13 protein-coding genes are annotated in these 21,268 nt (G+C 53.2%); 5 read left to right on the top strand and 8 right to left on the bottom strand.

All coding sequences use genetic code 11. The features are described 5' to 3' along the window. Nucleotides 1-67 precede the first annotated feature (67 nt). The 5 genes from FH871_RS20120 to FH871_RS20140 form a co-directional block, all read right to left on the bottom strand. On the bottom strand, nucleotides 68-3,658 hold the full coding sequence (locus tag FH871_RS20120; protein ID WP_138993160.1) for a PVC-type heme-binding CxxCH protein: 3,591 nt from the start codon (nucleotides 3,656-3,658) through the stop codon (nucleotides 68-70). An 18-nt stretch (nucleotides 3,659-3,676) separates the two neighbouring features. Continuing rightward, entirely contained in the window at nucleotides 3,677-5,764 is a 2,088-nt protein-coding gene (locus FH871_RS20125; RefSeq protein ID WP_138993161.1) for a hypothetical protein, read from the bottom strand. A gap of 229 nt (nucleotides 5,765-5,993) precedes the next feature. Then, the gene (locus FH871_RS20130) at nucleotides 5,994-6,728 is read right to left on the bottom strand and encodes a DUF3823 domain-containing protein (protein ID WP_138993162.1); all 735 of its coding nucleotides are present in this window, start codon (nucleotides 6,726-6,728) and stop codon (nucleotides 5,994-5,996) included. 62 nt (nucleotides 6,729-6,790) lie between these two features. Then, nucleotides 6,791-8,659 (bottom strand): RagB/SusD family nutrient uptake outer membrane protein, encoded by a 1,869-nt coding sequence (locus tag FH871_RS20135; RefSeq protein WP_138993163.1) that lies wholly within the window; start codon nucleotides 8,657-8,659, stop codon nucleotides 6,791-6,793. A gap of 12 nt (nucleotides 8,660-8,671) precedes the next feature. Further along, complete coding sequence (locus FH871_RS20140; protein WP_138993164.1) at nucleotides 8,672-11,821, bottom strand: TonB-dependent receptor; 3,150 nt, start codon at nucleotides 11,819-11,821, stop codon at nucleotides 8,672-8,674. Nucleotides 11,822-12,168: 347 nt separating this feature from the next. On the opposite strand from FH871_RS20140, the gene FH871_RS20145 reads away from it, so the two are divergent. After that, nucleotides 12,169-16,092 (top strand): two-component regulator propeller domain-containing protein, encoded by a 3,924-nt coding sequence (locus FH871_RS20145; protein ID WP_171062899.1) that lies wholly within the window; start codon nucleotides 12,169-12,171, stop codon nucleotides 16,090-16,092. A gap of 86 nt (nucleotides 16,093-16,178) precedes the next feature. Here the strand turns inward: FH871_RS20145 and pfkA are convergent, their stop codons facing one another. Next, on the bottom strand, nucleotides 16,179-17,177 hold the full coding sequence (gene pfkA / locus FH871_RS20150; RefSeq protein WP_138993357.1) for a 6-phosphofructokinase: 999 nt from the start codon (nucleotides 17,175-17,177) through the stop codon (nucleotides 16,179-16,181). Between the two features lie 69 nt (nucleotides 17,178-17,246). After that, nucleotides 17,247-18,224 (bottom strand): hypothetical protein, encoded by a 978-nt coding sequence (locus tag FH871_RS20155; protein ID WP_138993166.1) that lies wholly within the window; start codon nucleotides 18,222-18,224, stop codon nucleotides 17,247-17,249. A gap of 82 nt (nucleotides 18,225-18,306) precedes the next feature. Between FH871_RS20155 and FH871_RS20160 the strand changes: the two genes are divergently transcribed. From FH871_RS20160 to FH871_RS20175, 4 genes are all read left to right on the top strand, one after another. Beyond that, nucleotides 18,307-18,990 (top strand): MCP four helix bundle domain-containing protein, encoded by a 684-nt coding sequence (locus FH871_RS20160; protein ID WP_171062900.1) that lies wholly within the window; start codon nucleotides 18,307-18,309, stop codon nucleotides 18,988-18,990. A gap of 58 nt (nucleotides 18,991-19,048) precedes the next feature. Then, nucleotides 19,049-19,459: a GreA/GreB family elongation factor gene (locus FH871_RS20165; RefSeq protein ID WP_138993168.1), complete on the top strand. Its 411-nt coding sequence runs from the start codon at nucleotides 19,049-19,051 to the stop codon at nucleotides 19,457-19,459. A 35-nt stretch (nucleotides 19,460-19,494) separates the two neighbouring features. Continuing rightward, nucleotides 19,495-19,776, top strand: coding sequence for a helix-turn-helix domain-containing protein (locus FH871_RS20170; RefSeq protein WP_138993169.1), 282 nt, complete (start codon nucleotides 19,495-19,497; stop codon nucleotides 19,774-19,776). A 102-nt stretch (nucleotides 19,777-19,878) separates the two neighbouring features. Continuing rightward, nucleotides 19,879-20,514 carry an HPP family protein gene (locus tag FH871_RS20175; protein ID WP_138993170.1) on the top strand — a complete coding sequence of 212 codons (636 nt, stop codon included), beginning with the start codon at nucleotides 19,879-19,881 and terminating at the stop codon, nucleotides 20,512-20,514. 271 nt (nucleotides 20,515-20,785) lie between these two features. Here FH871_RS20175 and FH871_RS20180 read toward each other — a convergent pair whose 3' ends face one another. After that, nucleotides 20,786-21,259 (bottom strand): lipocalin family protein, encoded by a 474-nt coding sequence (locus tag FH871_RS20180; RefSeq protein WP_138993171.1) that lies wholly within the window; start codon nucleotides 21,257-21,259, stop codon nucleotides 20,786-20,788. Nucleotides 21,260-21,268: the final 9 nt, after the last annotated feature.

Genomic DNA, 21,268 nt, shown 5'->3' on the forward strand with positions numbered 1-21,268 from the left:
TAAATTAAGTGACTCCTCAAGCGGTTCTGCCGGGCCGTTTCGTGACCCCTGACGGCTTTTCTCCCGCTTAACGGCTATTGGTTTCAGGCTCTTTTTCAACCCGCATCACTCCCCGCATGATGCTCCAGTGGCCGGGAAAAGTACAGATGAAGGGATAATCACCGGGTTTGGCTGGAGCGGTGAATTCAAGGGTGTACGACTCGCCCGGGTTGACCAGAATACTGGATGCCACCACCTCCGGCAGTTGCGGAACGTAGTGTTTCTCCACACTTTTCGGGTCCTGCGCCATCTTGTCGGCGGCTTTCCCCACCTTCTCGGCGGTGCCGGGTTTGCAAATCACCACGTTGTGTTGCATGATGTCGGGGTTTTCGAGCGTCAGCACCACGGGTTGCCCGGCGCGAACCGTAAACTGTTTTGTGTCATACTTCATCTGTTCTTCCATCACCTTGATGGTCAAAACCGTCGCCTTTTCGGAAATGATTTTCTTCGGAGTGGCCGGGCGGGCTTCGCCGGTTGGTTGGCGAACTTCAAGGGTGGCGTTCTGCACATTGCCCATAAAATCAAAGGAGGATTTTGTGTCGTAGGCACCGGCGTAGGCCCCCATCGAGCTTTCATCGACAAAGTCGCGCTGTACCCGAATACTACCCGTCAGCGGTTTGGTAAATAACGAGGGGGCCTTGCCCCTGGCGGCTTCCTGCCCGTTTACGAACAACAGCATTTCGCCGTCGTTCACCAACCGGCCTTCAAATTCAAAATTGTCGGGCAGCGGTTCCGTGGTGCTGGTCGCATACACCTGCCCGTTTTGCTTCACCACCATCGTCAGGCGACGGTCTTTCACATACAGTCCGTAGCCCCCTTCCCGACCACCATGTCCGACAATGAAGCCCTCCATCGGGCGGTTTCCTTTAGCCGCCGATCCTTTCAGAATGATCTCCTTGCCCGTCACATCGGGGGGCAGGGTGATGACCGCCCGTCGTTGCAGCGTGTACACCTCTTTGTTGATGCCCGCCAGCAACCGGCCAACCAGTGCATTCTCTGCGCCTTTGGAGGGAGACTTGGCCGCTGCGGCCAGAAAACCGTCGCGGTGAACGGCCGCTGCGGCAAACAAGGCGCGGCCAATCCACTCATCGCTATCGTTTTCGGGACGGAGAGCGGCCCGGTATAACGCGGCTCCGACGGTTTCGGAGGGTGGCAACGGCACCAGCGCCAGCATGGCCGCCAGCCTGACATTCAGGCTGGCGTCGTCCAGCAAACCTACTTTCTGGAGAATATCCAGGGTTTGGGCTGTGGCAGGCAGCACCTCGACGGCGGCTTTACGCACACCGGCGGCCTTGTGGGTCAGGGCTTTGGAAACGGCCTGAATGGCTTCGGCGTTCGAGCCCGTCAAAGCGCCCAAACCGTGCAGCGTCCACAGGGCGTGAACGGCGGGGCTGTTCAGACCGATTTCGTCTACTTCGGGATTGGCGATGATTTTATAGAGTTCCGGCAGCAGGCTGGTGTTTTTCGACTCCACAATCAGCCGCTGCCCGTTCATCCGCCAGAACATATTGTCACTTTTGAGGGCCGCAATCAGGCCAGCCGGTTCATTTTTCGACAAGATGATGGGCTGGTACGGTTTTGCTTTTTTGTAAACGATGCGGTAAACGCGTCCAAAATTGATGTCGCGCAGCGGGCTGTCGAAGGCATTCCCCTGCCCACGCGGCTGCTCCTTGAACGGCAGTACCATCTCGGACGGTGCCTGCCGCTCCACGAAAACGTTGTGCTGAATAATGAAGTTATACCAGTCGGCCACCCACAGCGCCCCGTCGGGGCCAACCTCGGCGTGAACGGGACCAACCCACTCGTCCGAACTGGCCAGCATATTCCAGCCATCGTGTTCAGCAAAACCGGCTCCTTTCGGCTCGATGATGGCGTTGTGAATCAGCCGAACGGTTGGTTCACACACAAACGCCACCCGGTTCCAGTATGACTTCGGAAAACTGCGGGCGGTGTAAAAATGGTGTCCGGCGGCCGAGGTAAAGCCCCCCACCACATCCACCTGCCGCAGATTCGGCGTCAGGGTGTGCGAATCGTAATGCCCGTCGATTTTTTGGACGGACAGCACCGTGGAGCCGGGCAGGTTGCGCTGCATGTAACGGGCGGGCATCGAATAGAACGCGCTGTGGGTGTTGTTGGCGGTGGAAATAAACACATTATTATCTTCCGTAAGCCCCAGCCCCCAGGTATTGTTGCTCGTATTGGCCAGAAAGTCGAAACCGGTTCCGTCGGGATTGACGTTATAGACGCCGGTTCTGAAATTCAGGTTTTTGCCGTCGCGGGTTGTGCCGGAAAAACCGGAGCCCACCACGCCCCAAATCTTGTTGTTAAAGCCGTATTGCAGGTTCGAGGGGCCAAAATGCGTGTCATTTTTGTCCCATCCGGTCATGATGTTCTCCCGCACATCCGCTTTGTCGTCGCCATCGGTATCTTTCAGAAAAACGAAGTGCGGAGCCATCGAAACCACCACGCCACCGTTGGCAAACACCATGCTGGTGGGAATATTCAGTTTGTCGGCAAATACGGTGAACTTGTCGGCCCGCCCGTCGCCGTTGGTGTCTTCACAAATTTTGATCCGGTCGTTGGCGGCTCCGTCGGTTTCCAGAAAAGTATTCGGGTAATCGACCGACTCCACAATCCAGAGCCGCCCGCGTTCATCCCACGCCATGGCAATGGGATTCGTAATGTCGGGTTCGGCGGCAAACAACTGAATGTCGAAATCGGCCGGCACCTGCATCAGTTTTTTGGACTCGTCGGGCTTCAGCGCCACCTGCATGGCTGGAACGCGGTGCCGTTTGGTGTAGTCCGCAATGGCAATGTTGGCCGACTCATAGATGTCCACGTTCGGAATCGCCAATTTGGCAATCTGTTTGGTTACCGGCTCCCCAATGGCCCACAACACGCCCCGGTTCACCAGTTCTCGAAAACCGGGATTGGTCCAGGTGCTGTCGTTATGGCCATAAGCGGTATAAAAAACCCGTCCTTTTCCCTGCTTCCGGACCCAGGTGTACGGCTCCTGCCGGTCTCCCTCCTGCCGGGTTGTCAGCACGGTCATATCGGGATTAAGCCGCTGGTGTACGTAGGTTTCGTCCCAGGCGGTGGTAAACGGCGCCAACCCCTGCATCACCGGGTGTTTTTTGGCCACGATGGTTGTCGCAATCGCCCCCGCCTTGTGCGACTTGAACTGCCCCCCGATGGTGTTGATGTACCAATCCGAGTTTTTAAAACAGCCCGAAGCCGAATGCAGGGGGATGAGCCCTTTTCCGCCCTCTACAAACGCCTTTAAAGCCGCTTCCTGTGCGGGCGGCAGGCTGTCGTGGTTGGCATAGATCACCAGCCCGTCGTATTTGGCCAGATTTTCGGTATTGAGGTCGTTGACATTAACCGTATAGGTCAGATTGACGCCTTTTTTGAAAAGGGAAATGGCGAGCCAGGGCGCATATTTCCCCGAATCGTGGTGTTTGCTCCGGTGGCCCAGAAAAAGCACTTCGCCCCGGCGGGCGGTTTTTTCCGTGGTGGAACGAGTCTGTCCCGATCCATTTGTTTGTCCGGACTGGGCAGTTCTCGTGCAGCCCTGGTGCAGCACGAAGGCCAGCAACAGGATAAAAATTGATACTTTCATAGATCAAGAGTTGAGCGATTAGTTCGGGGTTTCGAGCCAGACCTGCTGGGTGAAGGCCCCATTGATGGCGGCATCCCAGACTTCGACCCGCACCCACGTACGGTTTTTGAGATTCGTGTCGAACCGGTATGCTTTTTTGCCGAAGGGCAAGGTGTTTGTTAAATCGATGCGTTCGCGATACACCTGTTTGCCGTCGCCGGAGATAATTTCGGCAAACGTCAACGGGAAGGTCCAGTTTACATTCAGGTTGATTGTTGCTTTTCCACTAGCCGGTAAGGTCAGCGTTTCGCCTGCCCCTTTGCCATTGACCGTAAAAGTGGGCAACATGACTTCCCCCGTGGTCACGAAAAATTTCCCCTGTTTCATGACGTCCAGAACCGGTTGCCAGCCCGCGCTGTAGTCGGGCAGTTTGTCCATCTGCATATAATTGACGTTCAGGTGGGCATAGGTTTCGTTTTCGGGTTCCATCGTAAAGATGTCCGATTCCGCGATGGCGTGTTTTTTGTGCCCCCAGTTCGAGTAATCGTCCAGCAAATCCAGCACCCGGCGACTCAGTCTCGGTTCCGATAAATCAGCCGGAATATTCTTCCAGGCCGCTCCGAAGAAATGGTCGGACTTAAAAAAAGCTTCTTCCTTGTATTTATCCGGATACCCCGTCGAGCCTTTGGTGCGGGCGTGGGCCGTCCAGGCCAGGCCATTTTCAGCTTCCAGCAGCTTCAGCATATCGTGCTTGTCGGCAATCCGGTAAACCTTTCCGTATTTGGGGTCTTCGGTAACAAAAGGCATGTCGGGCTTGCGCGACATAATCCAGTACACATCCTTCGGAAAAAAAGACAGCCAGTGTCCCCCAAAAAAATTATTGGGTTCTTCGCCGGGCAGCAACAAAAAGTCCTTGTCCGACAGCCGTTTACACTGCTCATGCAGCGCTTTCAGTTCTCGTAGCCGCAGGCTATCGGGGCCTTTGGGGTGCCCGGGACCGTGAAATTCCGCCAGGTGAACGATATCAACCCCGTGGTCCTTGAACACCTTCACGAAGTTGGGATTTTCCGGAATAGGCTTACCCGCCAGCACCACCTTCATCGTAAATTCATTGTGAAAGTGGCTCGACATCGTTTTGTAGCCCGGCACCACCGGGTACTTGTCGTTGTGTGTGAACCGCTTCACCTCGGCCAGCGTTTCGGCGGGCTTGTCTGTACTGAGCAAACAGAAAAAGTTGAGCCGCTGCTGGGTGCCGGGGGGCGCATTCACCCAGGGTACCCACCGCCGGTCGCCCATCAAATCCTGCCGGATGCCGATGCCAAATTCCGGAACCAGACTGCGGTACCCGGTGCCATACCACGTAAAATCGAGGTTATACGCTTCGTCCAGCGGGTAGAAATACTGGTGGGGAGCCGGAAAAACCGCCAGCGTTCCTTTGGGGCCACTGCCCATGATGGTCCGGTATTTAACCGCCTGGGCCTTATTCGGAACGGACAGGTCGACCGGCATTTCCTGCATCCGGTTCTCCGTGTCCGACCAGGCCAGTGACGTCCAGCCGCTGCCGGTTTTGCTCACCAGACCCGCATCGTAGAGAATGGCGGTCGAGTCGACCTGCGTTGCCATCACAGCTGCCACGTTGAACAGCGGACTGCCCTGATACACGGTAATTTCGATGGCGCCTTTGAACGATGCGGCCGCGACTTCGCCAATTCGCAGCACGGTTCGGGAGCCAACGGTGCTGACGCTGGCCGACCGTTTGGCCAGTTCAACGGCGTAGGCCTTGTGCGGCAACCGGTTGGTTTTATCGAAAAAAATGTTCCAGCCGTTCTGTGAGACCAAATCCCGCTTGCCCACCGTGAGCACGAAAGCCGGGTTCAGGTCGGTGGCTATGTTGCTAAACTTCCCGACCTTCGAAAGTTGAATGTGGCTGAAAAGTGGCTTATCGGCGGCCAGGTTAATTACCAGCCGCCCTTTCTCTTTACCCGCAGCGGGCCAGGTCACCACCAGGTCACTCCCCTGCTGCGAAACCGTTGTGGGGCCACTTTTGGTAAATTTCGACCAATCGACCGGTACCTGAGCGCGGGCCACTGCGCCCAGAAAGACAAACAGGAAAAGAAAGTATCTCATTGAATCGAGGCTAAGTACTTAGTAAAAAATAGTTTATAGTTTACGGTTTATAGTTTCTGAGTCAACTCATCAACATAGTCCCGGTTCGTTTAAACCATAAGCTAAAAGCGATTAACGATTTACTCTGTATAGGTTGTTGGTGACTATCAAAACACTAAGTACAAAGGTTCACAACCAAAACCGGCGATTCCGAACCTTTGTCGCTTAGTAGGCATTACCAACCAATCTATTACAAAGTAATTTTCTGTACCGGGGTATAGATCATGTCTTCTACACCCGTAATTTTCAAGCCAATGCGGGCAAACACATACCCTTGTGACGGAACCAGCGCGGGCAGTTCGCCCGTGGTCAGGCTCACATTGGCCAGGTCCTTGATGTCGGCACCGGCCAGGTCGGCTTTGTTCAGGCTATTGCCCGCATCGACAAACTGGGTTTTGTTAACGTACAACGAAACCCGCTCGACCGTCTTGCCATTGGCCGCATCGGTAATCACTTTTTCGAGAGAAACACTACCGGTTATTTTCCGGGCATTGTTCGAAATTTTCGGGTTTCGAAGCATGTAATAAGGCACCACCTCGATGTCCATCGCTTGGCTGCCCTGAATCTTGATGTCCAGACTATCCGGGGTATTAGCGGCTGTTCGTTTCCAGAGAAAAGGCCCCTGTCCGTTGGGAACAATCAGTTTGTAGTCGCCGTCGAAAAGCAGCGACGAGAAGGTGCCGTCCTGTTTGATCGGTATCCGGATCGAACTGCGGTTGTTATACGCTTTCTGCCAGAGTTCCAGAAAAACCGGAAAATCGGAGTTGTTGGCCACCGCAACGTTGGCACTTTGGATCAGCAGGGGTTCACCCTTGTACACAATCCGCCCTTCAAACGTGGATTTGGGCGGTTCGAAATTGTCTAGTTCGCACCCGGTCAGACCGACCAGCAGCAGAAGGACAAGGTAAATGAGGGAGATTTTCATGGCTTTAAGTAGGTCGCGGGGCGGAGCGAAATACCAGGCGGTATTTCGCTCCGCCCATTCGCTTATTGGTTAGGGTTACGGACAATCGTAGGGTTATTATTGATAATGGCATCCGTGATTCGCGAGTAGTAGTTGCCCAATCGGAAAACGTGGCTTTGCGTTACCCGGCCCGACAGCACCTTCCGGAACACCCATTTATTGTGGTTGGCCCCACCGGGATTATACACCTTGTACGGCCAGAGGCTATAGACCCGCGTACTGGGTTCGGTGGCCTTGCCGGGCTGGGTGGTCAGGTCGGAGTTGCTGCCGTCCCAGACGACATGGGCAAGGCGCCACCGCTTCATATCCCAGAGGAGGTGGTTTTCGTAGGCCAGTTCCACTTTGCGCTCGTGAACGATCCGGTCGAACGTGACTTCGCCCGGGGTGAGGGCTTTGGTTAGGCCTGCCCGGTCGCGCACCTGTTTCAGATAACCGGCGGCCACCGCATTCTGCCCCAGTTCAAAAGCAGCTTCGGCGGCATTGAGCAGCACTTCGGCGTAGCGATAGCGCACGTTCCAGACCTCGCTCTGTGTTCCAATCTGGCCCGAACCCGTTACGGGGTCATTGTATTTCCGCATGTAAAAACCGCCCTGAGCCGAGCCATCGTAGCCGTCGATGGGTCCTGACAAACCCACCACCTGCACCGAAACCCCGTTGACCGCCTTAAGTTGGCCCAATTGGTCGCCCGACAGAATGCTGCCATTGGCCAACACCAGCCCGGCGAAGATATCGATAGGCCGGTTTTTGAAGATCGCCCCCGGCACCAGCACCGTTCCCTGCAAACGCGGGTCGCGGTCGGCGAAGAGGTCTTCGGGCTTATCGTAGTAAATATAGTCGTTTGGGTTGCCCTTATTGATGGCTAAAGGCGCAAACGAGTTGTCTAATTTTTCGAACGACTGCACCAGGTTGAGCGAAGGGTTCAGACGTCCCCCGCGTTCGCCTTCTTCGGTGATGGCGCGGGGCTGATTGTCGAGCGCAAAGCTGTGAATCTTACCACTTTGCAGCTTGTAATCTTCGACAAATATGACCTCCGGGTTATTGGCTTTGTCCAGAAAAATATTGGCAAAATTGGTGGAGAGGTCGGGTGCTTTCTGATAGAGTGCATACTGCCCGGAGGTAATCAACTCCTGAGCCGACGTCAGAGCGGTTTGGAAATAGGCGTTTGCCTTGGTAGCCGGAATGCCCACTTCGCCGTTCGGCAGCGAAACCGTTGGCGTATTGACTCCGTATTTAGCGATGGAACCGGCGTAGAGCGCAGCCCGGACCTTCGAAGCCAGAGCCAGCCCGTAGGTAGCGCGGGATTTTTCATTGGGGGTTTTCGGCAGAATCGATTTGATGGCCTCAAACTCGCTGATCACGAAATCATACACCTCCGACTCTTTGGCGCGGGGTTTACGGAGGTAACTCGCATCCCCGCTGTAATCGTAGGTCAGCGACTCGGTAACCAACGGCACACCACCCATCCGTTTGACTAACTCAAAATACGCATTGGCCCGCAGAAACCGGCCTTCGGCTGCGAACCGGGCCTTGTCGGCCGCACTCAGCCGGGTAGCGGCATTGACCCGCTCGATGAACAGGTTGATTTCGCGGATGTAGCCATAGTCCCAGAGGTTCCAGTCGTCGTAGCTGTATTCCCGGTTTTGATGCCGCCCGTAGTCGCCCGAGGCAAAAGCCTCATCGAAGCTGGCCATGATTCCAAAATTAGCGGGTTCGACCAGGTCGGGAATGCGGTTATACAGATCCGTTGCCGCCGACAACACCAGCCGGGGGTCACTATAGACCTCATCGACCAGCAGAATGTTGGTGGACTTGATATTCAGGAATTCAGCATCTTCCTTGCAGCCGGTCGTTAACGAAAAGAGAGCGACGAGCGATAAAATAGTTTTCTTCATGGCAGGGTCGGTTTAGAAGCTCAGGTTCAGGCCAAAATTGAACAGTTTGGTTTGCGGGTATTGCAGCCCGTTTTCGTCCTGCACTTCGGGGTCGATGCCGTAGGGGTGGGTGTTGTCAATGGAGAACAGGTTGTAGGTGTTCACAAACAGACGGGCCTTCTGGATCTTCACTTTCTGGGTCAGCAGCGCCGGCAGGGTATAGCCCAGTTCCATCGTCCGGTTGCGCAGGTAACTGATATTCAGGAGCCACCAGGTCGAATTTTTATTGATGTTGCTGTGTCCGGTATCGTTGTAGCGAAGGGGGATTTCGGTACCGGCAATCCACGGACTATCCGGGTTGAGCGGATCGGCCCGGCGCCAGCGGTCATCGAAAAGCAGGCGCGGCACATTCCCGGTGTTCTGGTAGGCGTTGCGCTGCTCAAACTGCCGGTTGATGGCCATCATCGTGCCGCCGGAGAAATCCATTGCAAAATCAAAGCCTTTGTATTGCAGGGTGAAGTTCAGACCACCCGACAGAATGGGTGTATTGTTGATGCCGTAGCCAATGGGCCGTTCGTCGCGGCTGTTGATGACCCCATCGTTGTTCTGATCGCGGTAAATCAAATCGCCCGGAATCATGGTCCGGTTGCCCTGTCCGTCGTTGTTGACCACGTAGTTGTTGATCTCTTCCTGCGACTGAAACTGACCGACGGCTTCATATCCCCAGAAAATGTTGCTCCAGCGGTTTTCCAGCGATTCACGGTATTCGAGCAGCGAGTTGCCGTAGCGCGGATTGTAGGGACTCAGGAACCGGTTCCGGGCGTAGGAAATGTTGGCACCGATGGTGAACCGGACGCCCCGGATGTCGCCATTATACACCAGCGAGGCTTCGCCACCAACCACGGCATCGCGCTCCAGGTTCTCCTGCGGCAGGGCGTAGCCCAGTTCGCTGGGTACAAACACGTCGCTCTTCACGGCGGGCAACCCGTCGCGCACCCGCCGGAAATAATCGAGCGTACCCGTGATTTTGTTGTTCAGCAGCGAGAAATCCACCCCGATGTCAGTCACTTTGGCCTTCAGCCACGAAATCCGGTCGAAGGCAATCCCCCGGTCGCGGGCCGCAACGGTCGTTGTTCCCGACATGATGCCCACGCCGGTGTTGTAGTTGTAGCCAGGATTGTAGGCAAAGGCGTCGAGGTCCGCGTTGTTGGGTCGGACGTTATCATCACCCAGCATCCCGTAGGACGCCCTCAGTTTGAGGTCATTCAGGAAGGCCCCGTCGTTGGTCCATGCCTTAAAGAAAGGTTCCTCGGTAATTCGCCAGGCCATGGAAACCGATGGGAAGGTGCCCCAGCGTTTGGTGGGGGAGAATTTCCAGGAGGCATCGCGCCGGGCGGCCACTTCCAGGAAGTATTTGTCGGCGTATCCATAATTCACCCGGCCGATGTAACCGACTCTGGCCTGCGTGAAGTCGGCATCATTGTAAGCGACAATATCGGCAAACTGCATCACGGGCAACGAATTGGTTTTGGGCACGGTACGAGCCTCTACGTTCCGTTCGCGCTTCTTGAGCCGCTCGGTCAGGGCAATGGCATTGATGGAGTGCTTGCCAAAGGTGTTGGTATACAGAAGTTGCAACTGCCCGATATTTTCGTCAATCTTGTTTACCACCCGCTGCCGGTACGGATTCTGGCTGCCTCCCGTCCGGTTATACTGCTGGGTGGTTGGGTTGTAGGTGTAGGTATCGTAAGTATACTCAAACACCTCACGTTGCGAATCCCGGAACATGTACGAATACAAGCCCTTGACCGACAAGCCTTTGATGGGTGTCTGGTATTCGACCGTAGCCTGCGGGGTTATCGACGAATAGACTTCTTTGAGAAAACCCGACCGCGCGTAGTTGAGGTAGCCCCAGTTGGAGGCCGGATTGCTGATCGTATTGATGTAATCGGGGTTATCGTTGGCGTAGGGGCGTTCGCCGGGCCGGTTGCGGAGAATGGCAAATTTGGGCGCCACATAATCGTCGCCACCCGGCACCCCTGGATTTTCGCGGGTTTCCTGCCGCCCGGCAATTGTCAGTCCGACTTTAATCCGGTCCGTAACCCGGACGTCGATGTTCGACTGAATATTGGAACGATTGAATATAAACTCACGACCCATCACCGAATTCTGGTCCAGGCGGGTAGCGGAGATGTAGTAATTGATCCGGTCCGAGCCACCACTGGCACTCAGGTTGATGTTCGACTGGGGCGAGTTGGGCTGAATAATGAAATCATACCAGTCAAAGCTCTGGTAACCGTATTCGGTGCCGGCTTTATACTTGTCTAATTCAGCCTGGGTGATGGCTGTAGTGCCGTTGCGGTTTACTTCGGCTTCGGCTTTGCCCAGGTTCCATTCATAGGCGTTCACAACCGTCGGAAACCGGGTCCAGTTCTGAAAACCGTAGTAAGCGTCCAGGTTGATGGTGCTTTTCTGCCCAACGACCCCGCGTTTGGTGGTCACGATAATCACGCCATTGGCCGCCCGTGAGCCGTAGATGGAAGCAGAGGCATCTTTCAGAACGGTAATGGTTTCGACGTCGTTCGGCGAGAGGTTATCAAACTGGGTTTTGTCTTTCGGCACCCCGTCGATGATGAACAGGGGATTGCCACCCATGTTCCGGATCTGAATGTTGGCAGCCGCACCCGGCCGGCCATCGGCTTGACGGAACTGCACGCCCGGAATCTTACCGGCCAGCGTTCCGGTAACAGTAGCCGCATGAACCCGCCCCACATCGCGCGACGTTACGGCCGAGATGGCCCCCGTTATCGATTCTTTTTTCTGGGTGCCATACCCCACGACGACAACCTCCTGCAATCCTTTGGAATCAGGGTCGATGGTAACGTTCAGCGTGGACTGATTCCCGATGGGTACTTCTTTCGAAAGATAACCAATAAACGAGACGACCAGCGTGCCGTTCGTCTGGTCGGCCGGAATCGGGAGACTGTACATACCCTCGGCATTGGCTGAAGTACCGGTTGTGGTACCTTTCAAAAGAATGGTAGCTCCCGGCAGCACCTCCCCTTTGTCACCCGTAATCTTTCCTGTCAGGGTACGTTGCTGCGCCAGCGCAGGCATCCCAACCAGAAGAAGCAGCAAGAACCCAGGCAGGCAAATTGCCTTCATGATGGAAATGTTCTTCATAGAAATGAATTTAATTAGAGGATTTTGTGAGGAATAGGCATCTCCTTTGTAATCTGGCATAATTCAAAGGAATGATTTTGCAATTATAAGAAGTAGAGAACGGCGTCATCTTTACTTTTGATCAATTAACCAGGACAGTTGTTCAATTTTTGCCTGTTAATATCCTATTCTGAAGAATTGTGCGAATCACAATACATCTAGCTGAATGTATGTCAATGCAAAAAAAAGGCTATTTCCTGCTGCCCACCATAAAATTCACCAGCCTGATTTTCAGTTTATTACTACTATGCTCTCCAAGGAGCACGGCCCAAAAATTTTATTTTAACGCACTTACATCCAAGCAGGGCTTGTCGCACAATAGTGTATTTAGTATTACCCAGGACCACAAAGGCTTTATTTGGTTCGGTACGCGGGGTGGCGTTAGTCGTTACGATAGCCAGCAGATCAAAAATTACCCGCTGAATGCCTTCAACCCCTACACTGAATCTACACGTGTCAGATGCCTGTATGCGGTTGGGGATGAACTGTGGGTGGGAACCGCTGGTGGCCTGTTTAGCTATCTTTTCGATAAAGATGAGTTTGTACCGGTGTCGCTGGGGAAAAGTCCGGTAAATGTTTCCGTCATTCAGCGGGTATCATCGGGCGAACTGTGGATTGGCTGCCGGGATGGAATCTATATTCTGTCGAAAAACGGGTCAGTCCGGCGCATTCTGCCGGCGCAGAATGTCCATGCCATTCATGAATTCCGGAAAGGTTCTTTTCTGATTTTGCAAAACAACACGCCCTGTGTCATCAACGGGGCCGGTGAAACCATTGTCTCCCTGGCAATCGAAGGCGGAAACCCCATAAAAGCATTTACGTTCCGTGACCACAAACTTTTCAAAGACCGGCGGGGGGCTATCTGGCTCAATACAGAAACCAATCTGTTGCAGTTGGATGAAAAGACGATGACGTTCAGGACAATGGATTGGTTCGTTCGGCTGGTCAAAGACCGGGTGCGGGTCATGCGAACGGTTTCTGAAGACCAGGCCGGCAATGTGTGGATTGGTGGCGAATCGGGCGTAATGATGATCGACAGTCAGCGCCGGATGGTGCAGGGATATGATAAATCATTTACGGCCTCGCCTTACGGGCTAACCGACCGGGCGGTGTATTCAAGCTTCGTCAGCCGGGACGGAATGGTTTGGCTGGGTACCTATTTTGGGGGTGTCAATTACACCAAACCCGTCGGGATTTCATTCGAGCACCTGTTTCCTGCCACCGACGGGCAAACCATTGCGGGGAAGGCCATTAGTCAGCTTGCCATCGACGGGCAGGAACGGCTCTGGATTGGTACTGAAGACGGAGGCATTAGCATTCAGGATCGGGCTACCGGCCGCTACACGTACCACAACCAGGCGAATGGACTGAGTGACAATAACGTGCACGCTATCTCGATCGATAAGTCGGGGGCAGCCTGGGTGGGGACATTTCTGGGAGGGTTAAACCGCATCGACCCGGTTTCGGGAAAAAAACGGGTGTTTCTCCACAATTCGGACGACTCTACCTCGCTGGCCAGCAACTTTGTCAATTCCCTGTTCCACGACAAAACGGGCCGTCTTTGGGTAGGTACGACGAAGGGAGTCGATATTTTTGATGAGAAAACAGGCACCTTCCGGCTGTTCAAACCCCATGCATTAGGCACTCCGTTTATCATTGATATCCTGGGCGATGCGTCGGGCCGGATTTGGATTGCTACCGAAAATTCGGGGGTGTACCAATACGAACCCCTCCTTGACCAATTGACCCATTTCCACGCTGGCAATACGCCCGTTTTGCGAGGCAATCAGATCATCAGCATTTACGAAGATTCAGGCCATAATATGTGGTTCGGCAGCCTGAATGCGGGGGTTTATCAATGGAATTACCAGCAAAAAAAGTTTATCCCCCACCCGATACAGGCGCAGCTGCTAAACCAGACCGTCTATGAAACGCTGGAGGATGACCACGGAACCTACTGGTTTTCGACCAACAGCGGTTTGCTGTCCTACAAGCCGGACCAGCAAACGCATCGTGTTTTCGACGGCAGCAACGGGCTTCAGGCTACACAGTTCAATTTTAAATCGGCCTTGAAAGACCAGCGGGGTTATCTGTATTTCGGTAGTGTGGATGGTCTTTGTTATTTCAATCCCGATAACATTACGAAACGGGTTTTTGACCCGCCGGTTTATTTCACGGACCTGAAACTATTCAACAAAGAAGTGCGCGCCGATGGTGAACTGATGCTCACCAAACGCCTTGACGAAACCAGCGAACTGGTCTTTAATTACGCACAAAATGTAATTACGCTGGATTTTGTAGCCATCAATTATTTCTCGAAACGGACGAATTATTACACCTATTACCTCGAAGGCTTTGAAAAAAGCTGGGGGCCAAAAACCACCGTCAACTCGCAGACCTATACCAATCTGTCTCCCGGTCAGTACACGTTCCATGTCCGGTCCTTTCAATCGAACGGCGATTTGTCGCCAACCGAACGGACGATTCGGCTGATTGTGAAACCGCCCTTCTGGCGTACCACCTATGCCTATTTGCTCTACGCGTTGTTTGGCATTGGTTTGTTGGTGGTCTACCGGCGAATCATTACGTACCTGAACCGCCAGAAAATGGCCGTGCAGGTAGAGCGGGTAGAACGGGAAAAAAGCCGGGAATTGAACCAGCAGAAGCTGAACTTCTTCACGTTTCTTTCAAACGAATTCAAGACACCCATTACGCTGATTATTGCGGAGATTGACGAATTGATTCAAAATAATCAGGCTTGGCGGGCCGATTCGGCCACGAACTACAGCGTTATCAAGAAAAACGCCCGTCGGTTGCAGGCCTTGATCGACCAGATTACGGAACTCCGGAAAACGGGCCACGAAATCCAGAAAATTCACTGCACCGACGCCGATGTTATTGCTTTTATCAAAGAAACCCTGAAAGGATTCGATCCGTTGCTGCGGGCAAGGCAGATTCAGAAGCGGCTTACGTTTTCGCCCCCCTATCTGATGGCCTCCTTCGATGCCGGAAAGCTGGAAATGATCATTAGCAATGTGTTCTTTTACCTGATCGACCAGTTGACCGAAGGGGACGAACTGAACTTCGACGTTGAGGTTGTGAACACGACGGAAGGTGAACCGGCCCAGTTGTGGTTGACCTTTACCTTCGAGGGGCAACCGGAACTTTTGACCAGTATCGAAACCAGCTATCAATATGCCGGAAACGCTGAAGAAATTTTTGGGCAGGACAACGCCCTCAACATCGGTATCCTTCTGGCTTTCAGCCTGCTAAAATTACAGGCGGGCCGGGTATCTGTTTTCGACGCCAACAACCGGAGCCGGCTTTCGCTCCAGATTCCGATTCAGAAAACACCCGTCAGCAAAACCACCCCGGGTGCCAAACTCCAGCATTCCATTAGCCAGCATATTGTGGATTCGCCGGAGGTAAGTCTGCTGCCGGACGGGGAGTGGTTTAGCCCGCCGGCGGATGAATCGTTACTGAACGGCAAACCCAATCTGCTGATTATCGAACGCTCGAAAGAGCTGGCTCAGTTTCTGAAACGCCATTACGGGGAAATTTACCGCATTAGCGTGGCAAACACCTTCAACGAAGCCCTGAAGAAAGCCGAAACGATGCTGCCTGAAATTATTCTGTGCGATAGCGATATACACGATAAAGAACATCGGAGCGTCTGCCTGGTGCTAAAAAGAAACCCTCAGACTCAGCACATTCCGGTTATTCTATTGCTGGACGATGAAGATGACCGAAAAATCATCGAGGGTCTGAACAATGGTGCAGACGGATACATCGGCAAACCGTTTAGTCTGAAAGAACTGGATTTGATCATTGGCAATCAGTTGAAAACCGTATCGTTGCTGAAAACTAAATTAACAGACAGTCTGACGGGTTCATTACGCAGTGCCCTGCCCCGGCGGAACAAAGACCAGGAGTTTGTGCTGAAGTTTGCAGCCCTGGTGAACCAGCAGTATAAAAATAAAGAGGTAACCGCCGATGAACTGGCCAGGCAAATGAATTGCAGCCGGTCGCAGCTTCATACAAAACTGAAAACCCTCACCGGCCTGAGTACGAAAGAGTACCTGAACGATTATCGACTGGGGCTGGCCCGGCAGCTGCTCGAAGGTGGTATGAGCGTGACCGAAGCGGCCTTCGAGGTTGGCTTTAACGACCCCAATTATTTTGGTCGGGCCTTCAAAAATAAATTCGGTATCATTCCCAGTAAAATCTACTGATCCACCGGCAGGACTTTCGCTGGTTGCCTTTACAGCCCTCCCCAATTTTATACCGACCGGTTCTTAAAACCCGTCGGTGTTTCGTTTCAGTCAGGAGCGTCAGGTGGTGCCGAACCATTCAGGATCGTAACTAACCGTAACAACTCTCCGTGAATGGGTTTGGAACGGGAAACAGACCCCCACAAATCGCTGTATACCAGATTGTTATTTACCACTCCCACCATCACATTCTTTTTACCTTTCAACAGACCTTCCACGGCGCCCAGCCCCAACCGGCTCGCCAGAATCCGATCGCAGGCACTTGGAGCCCCTCCACGCTGGATGTGTCCCAGGGTCGTCACCCGCAAATCCAATTCAGTACCGGACTGTTTCTTGATTTGTTCAGCGACCACTGTTGCCGTCCCTCTTCCCTCCCCTTCGGCCAGAACCAGGATGGCAGACGACTGGGAGCCATTCCGGCCCTGCTGGAGTCCTTCAATGAGCTCCGCAGCCGATACCCCGGTTTCCGGAAGCAGCACCCGCTCGGCGCCCCCCGCAATGCCCGACTGAATGGCAATGTAGCCCGAATCGCGGCCCATGACTTCAATCAGAAAGATGCGCTCGTGCGAATCCGCGGTGTCACGAATTTTGTCGATAGCTTCCACAGCGGTGTTCACTGCGGTATCATACCCAATGGTATAATCCGTACCAAACAGGTCATTATCGATGGTCCCGGGCACGCCAATAACGGGAAACGAAAACTCGTCGACGAATTGCAGGGCTCCTCTGAAGGTGCCGTTTCCACCAATGACGATCAGGCCGTCGACCGCCCGATGCGTGAGGTAATCGTACGCCTTTTGCCGGCCTTCAACCGTCCTGAATTCAGGACTGCGGGCCGATTTGAGGATGGTTCCACCGCGTTGAATGATGTTGCTGACGGTCGACGAACTCAGCGGAATACCATCCCCCAGAATCAATCCGCTGTAGCCCCGGCGGATGCCGATTACTTCAATGCCATGGTAGGCTGCTCCCCGGACCACCGCCCGGATGCAGGCATTCATCCCGGGCGCATCTCCGCCGGATGTCAAAACTGCCACACGTTTCATCATAACTCGTACTTTAAATGAATCTTGCCGGGATCACGCCCGAAACCATTTTCTTGATTTTCAACCTGTTCAGGCATAGGCCCGCGTGGCCAGGTGATGAAATACCCGTTCGTCCAGCCGGTAACGGTCGTTGAGGGTCAGGCTACTGCGGCTGGTGAATAAGGCATAATTGACGGCATTGTACAACAACCACAGCGATGGACCCGTATGGAGCAACTGCTCTTCCGTCCGCAGACGCTCGTAGGCCTGTTTGGCGAGTTGAACCGGAATGGGCAACTCCCGTACGATTTCATTGGGTCGGCCCGGTATTTCCGTTTGCTGCAACTGCGAATAGACCGTGGTGGTCAGCGTCAGCTCCGGTTTGAGGTGGTCGACCAGCAGGTTATGCAGGTGCTGCCGAAAGACGTCGATGGTGAGCTGGCTGTGGTGGATTTTGCGGATGGCCGGACCGGGCCGGTCGGATCGGTTTTCGGTCGGGCGGTTTTTGGACGAACGCCCCTTGGCGCTTTCTCCCGACCACTGCCCCAGCCAGGTCTGGTAGCTCGACACCTGATCGAAGTGATCGGCCCAGCCCAGCAAACCGTTCTGACACAGCTTTCGGAACATGCTGCTGCGCAGGGCTACCATCGGGTCCAGCAGGGCCATAAGGGATTGCCCCTGAATGCTGAAAGGCGTTTTTCCGTTGTAGCTGTTGGTTAAGATCAGACAGCGTTGCAGTGGCTCCCCGCCCAGCACAAACACCTCCGGCAGCACAATGTTGATGTTGAACTCTCCGGTTGGCGTATACTTGATCAGGAGCGTATACTGCGGAATGAGGGCATCCACCACTTCCCGAATCACCGCATTGGGAATAATGGAATAATCGGCACTCTGAATGCCAAAGATGGTATTCCGTCCCCCCTTCACCTGCCCGACAATCAATTGCTGCCGATCGGTTGCCACAATGTCGTAGTCTGGCAATAGGTCGGTTAACCAGACGGGCTGCACCGGATAGCAGATGTCGTCCCAGGAATTGGTCAGTTGGGGCTGTGCGCTGATATACGTCATTTTATTTGTTTTCCATTTTTACAGTTGTAAATTTACAGTTGTAAAAATTAAGAAGCAACTTTTTAAAGGAAAGGGCGTACGTATGAACAGATCCGGAATCACTCAGCAAAAAATCAAGGCAACACTGTTGCTTTTGCCCGTCATGGTGGTGGTCATACTTACGTCGCTGAGTATGCGCAGTACGATGCGGGAGATGGATCAGGCGCTGGGTTCGGTATATGCCGACCGCCTGGAACCCGCCGTCGACATGGTGTATCTGAGTGAAAAATTTCACGCCCGGCGGCATTTGCTGGAAACCGTGCTGATTTCGCACCATACCGGCTCTCCCACAATCATCCGGGAAAAGCTAAAACAGTATGATACCGGGATTCAGCAACTCATCGACCAATTCGGGAAGACGAGTCTGGTGGCTGACGAAAAAACGAGTTTGCTGGCGATCAAAACCGTGCTGTCCGACTACAAACAACTGGAGCAGACCATTTTGCGCCAGTGGACTTCCGGCCAAACCGAAGCAGCCCGTAACGCCTTCCACGGACATGGGGCGGTTCTCTTTCAGCAGGGCGTTACCCATCTGCATGATCTGGCCCGCATTCAGTCGGTTGTCGGGCAGGAGTTCAGGAAGAAATCCCATACCGAAGCCCTTCACTTTTATGCCAACTCCACTTTACAGGTGGCAGTGGCGATCATCATGGGACTGCTTATTCTCAGCACCCTGTATAACGTAAACCTCCGGGATCGTGATCCGAAATCCTGGCACCTCAATTAACAGACAGGTGCCGGGCCGGATGAAACGATTCTTTCAACGCCTTAAAACCGGTTAAGACATGAAGAATTTAATCATCAATACGCTGGATTATCAACGACTGATCGATCGGGTGGTGCAAGCCAAATCCGATCCGACCGCTTCTTTTAAACACATCCGAACCTTGCTGCTGGGCGTGAGCCAGGCCACGCTACTGGAGCCCTCCGACATCCCGGCGGATGTGGTGACCATGAACTCCCTGGTAAAAATCCGGTATCTCGACAACCAGAATACGCTGAACATCCGGCTGGTGTATCCCGAACAGGCGAATATTTCCCAGCGCCAGATTTCGATCTTTGCCCCGCTGGCAACCGCTTTGCTGGGCTGTAAAAAAGGTGATTTAATCAGTTTTTCAACCCCGGCCCGAACAGTCAAAATCCAGATCGACGCCATTTTGTACCAGCCCGAAGCCGCTGGTGATTTATCACTTTAATGACCCCCGGCGCGGGAACAATCCACTTCTGAAACGTGCATCCGAATCACCCGAAAAAACGAAGTACCCTGGTTCATTCCACTTCCATCCTGGTAAAAGCAACCGATCAGGAACCCTCCTTGCAACAGGTGGGGAACCTGATTCGGGAAGCCCGCTTAAAAGCCGATCTCACCCAGAGCGATCTGGCGATGAAACTGGGCGTGTCGATCTCTACCGTCAATAAGTATGAAAAAAAGGGACAACAGGTAACCATTGGCACCTTGTTGAAAATTGCCAGGGTGCTGGAAATCGATCTGATGGTCGCGTTTTTATCCTGAAAGTATCACCAGACTTGCGCGATGTCAGGTCTGGTGACGATATTTGTATCCTGATTTTTTAGGCCCTGCCTTCAGGCGAGCCTCGTACGTACTCTTCCGTTTGTGAAAAAAAGATTTAAGCGTCGTTATCGCATTGCCCGTTACGTCCTCTACCGTCAAACGATTCTGTCACCCGTCGATCATTTCTGGACTTTTCTGGGTGCTTTTACGGCCATCGCATCCCTGGGTTTGATTCAGCAATCCCGATTTACCCCGCAGGATGATGTGTTTCTTATCGGTTCTTTCGGGGCTTCGTGCGTCTTAATTTTCGGAACAACCCATAGCCCTCTGGCGCAACCCCGAAACCTGGTCGGAGGACATTTGCTGGCTTCCCTGATTGGCGTTGCCATTCAGAAGCTGGTTCCCGACCAGATTTGGCTGGCATCCGCTCTGGCCGTTTCGCTATCCATTGTGGGTATGCAGATCACCAAAACCATGCATCCGCCGGCCGGAGCCACGGCACTGATCGCCAACATTGGTTCAGAAAAAATCAAAAGTTTAGGATTTGGATATACCGTGGCCCCCGTCATGACCGGCGTTCTGATCCTGCTGACAATCGCCTTGATTATCAACAATATACCAAAAGGTCGATCCTATCCGGTGGCCCCACTACCCTGGCGAAAGGTGGCCAGAAAGCTCAGAAGAAATCCGCCCCGGCGACTTCATCCGGACAATGTGGATACGCTGGACATACCTTAAAACAGTTTGCCGTCACCCGGTTTTGGATAGTTGCCTGAGAAATCGACCCCAGGTACCAGCCAGAACGAAAAAGCCGATTTTATCAATCAGGATAATCAGTTGCTGGAGTACACGCCCAGCTAGATTCAATGAAAATCATTTCGCGGGGTTTGGCGGAGGAAATCAGAGATACGCAGAGCTTGTTTTTTCTAATTTCCTCCGCGAAATAACTTTTATTCATAAAAAAACCTCCAACACTGAAAGCATTGGAGGTTTCAAGAACGGGATTAAATTACTGCTTTGTATACACAAATTGAATGGTATACGTAACCGGTTGTACCACATTCGTGGACGGATTCGTCAAAGAGTCACTGATAGATACCGCTTTGGAAAGGAGTTGGTTCGGTGTGACAGCCGCATCTAACGTATATATATCTTCATTGCCCTGATCGTCTTTCAGGGACAATTCATTATTCGTAAAAGTCCAGTTTCCCTTGTAATCGAGTACACGACCAGAAGTACGGACAGAACCCGTAAATGTTTTATCAGTTTTCGTGATAAAGCTATCCTGATAGTCGAATACAACGGGATCATTATCCCCATTGTAACCTGCCGTTGCAAACGCACCTGTAAATCCGCTTGTTCTAATTCGATCCAACTTCCAAGATCCTACCACTGGATCTGGTGCCGGATCATCGTCTTTATTACACGAACTCAGGCCAGCCGCAAACACCACCACGCAGATCAAATAAAGTAATCGCTTCATAATTTTCAG

This window comes from Larkinella sp. C7, assembly GCF_006149005.1.
Taxonomy (GTDB): domain Bacteria; phylum Bacteroidota; class Bacteroidia; order Cytophagales; family Spirosomataceae; genus Larkinella.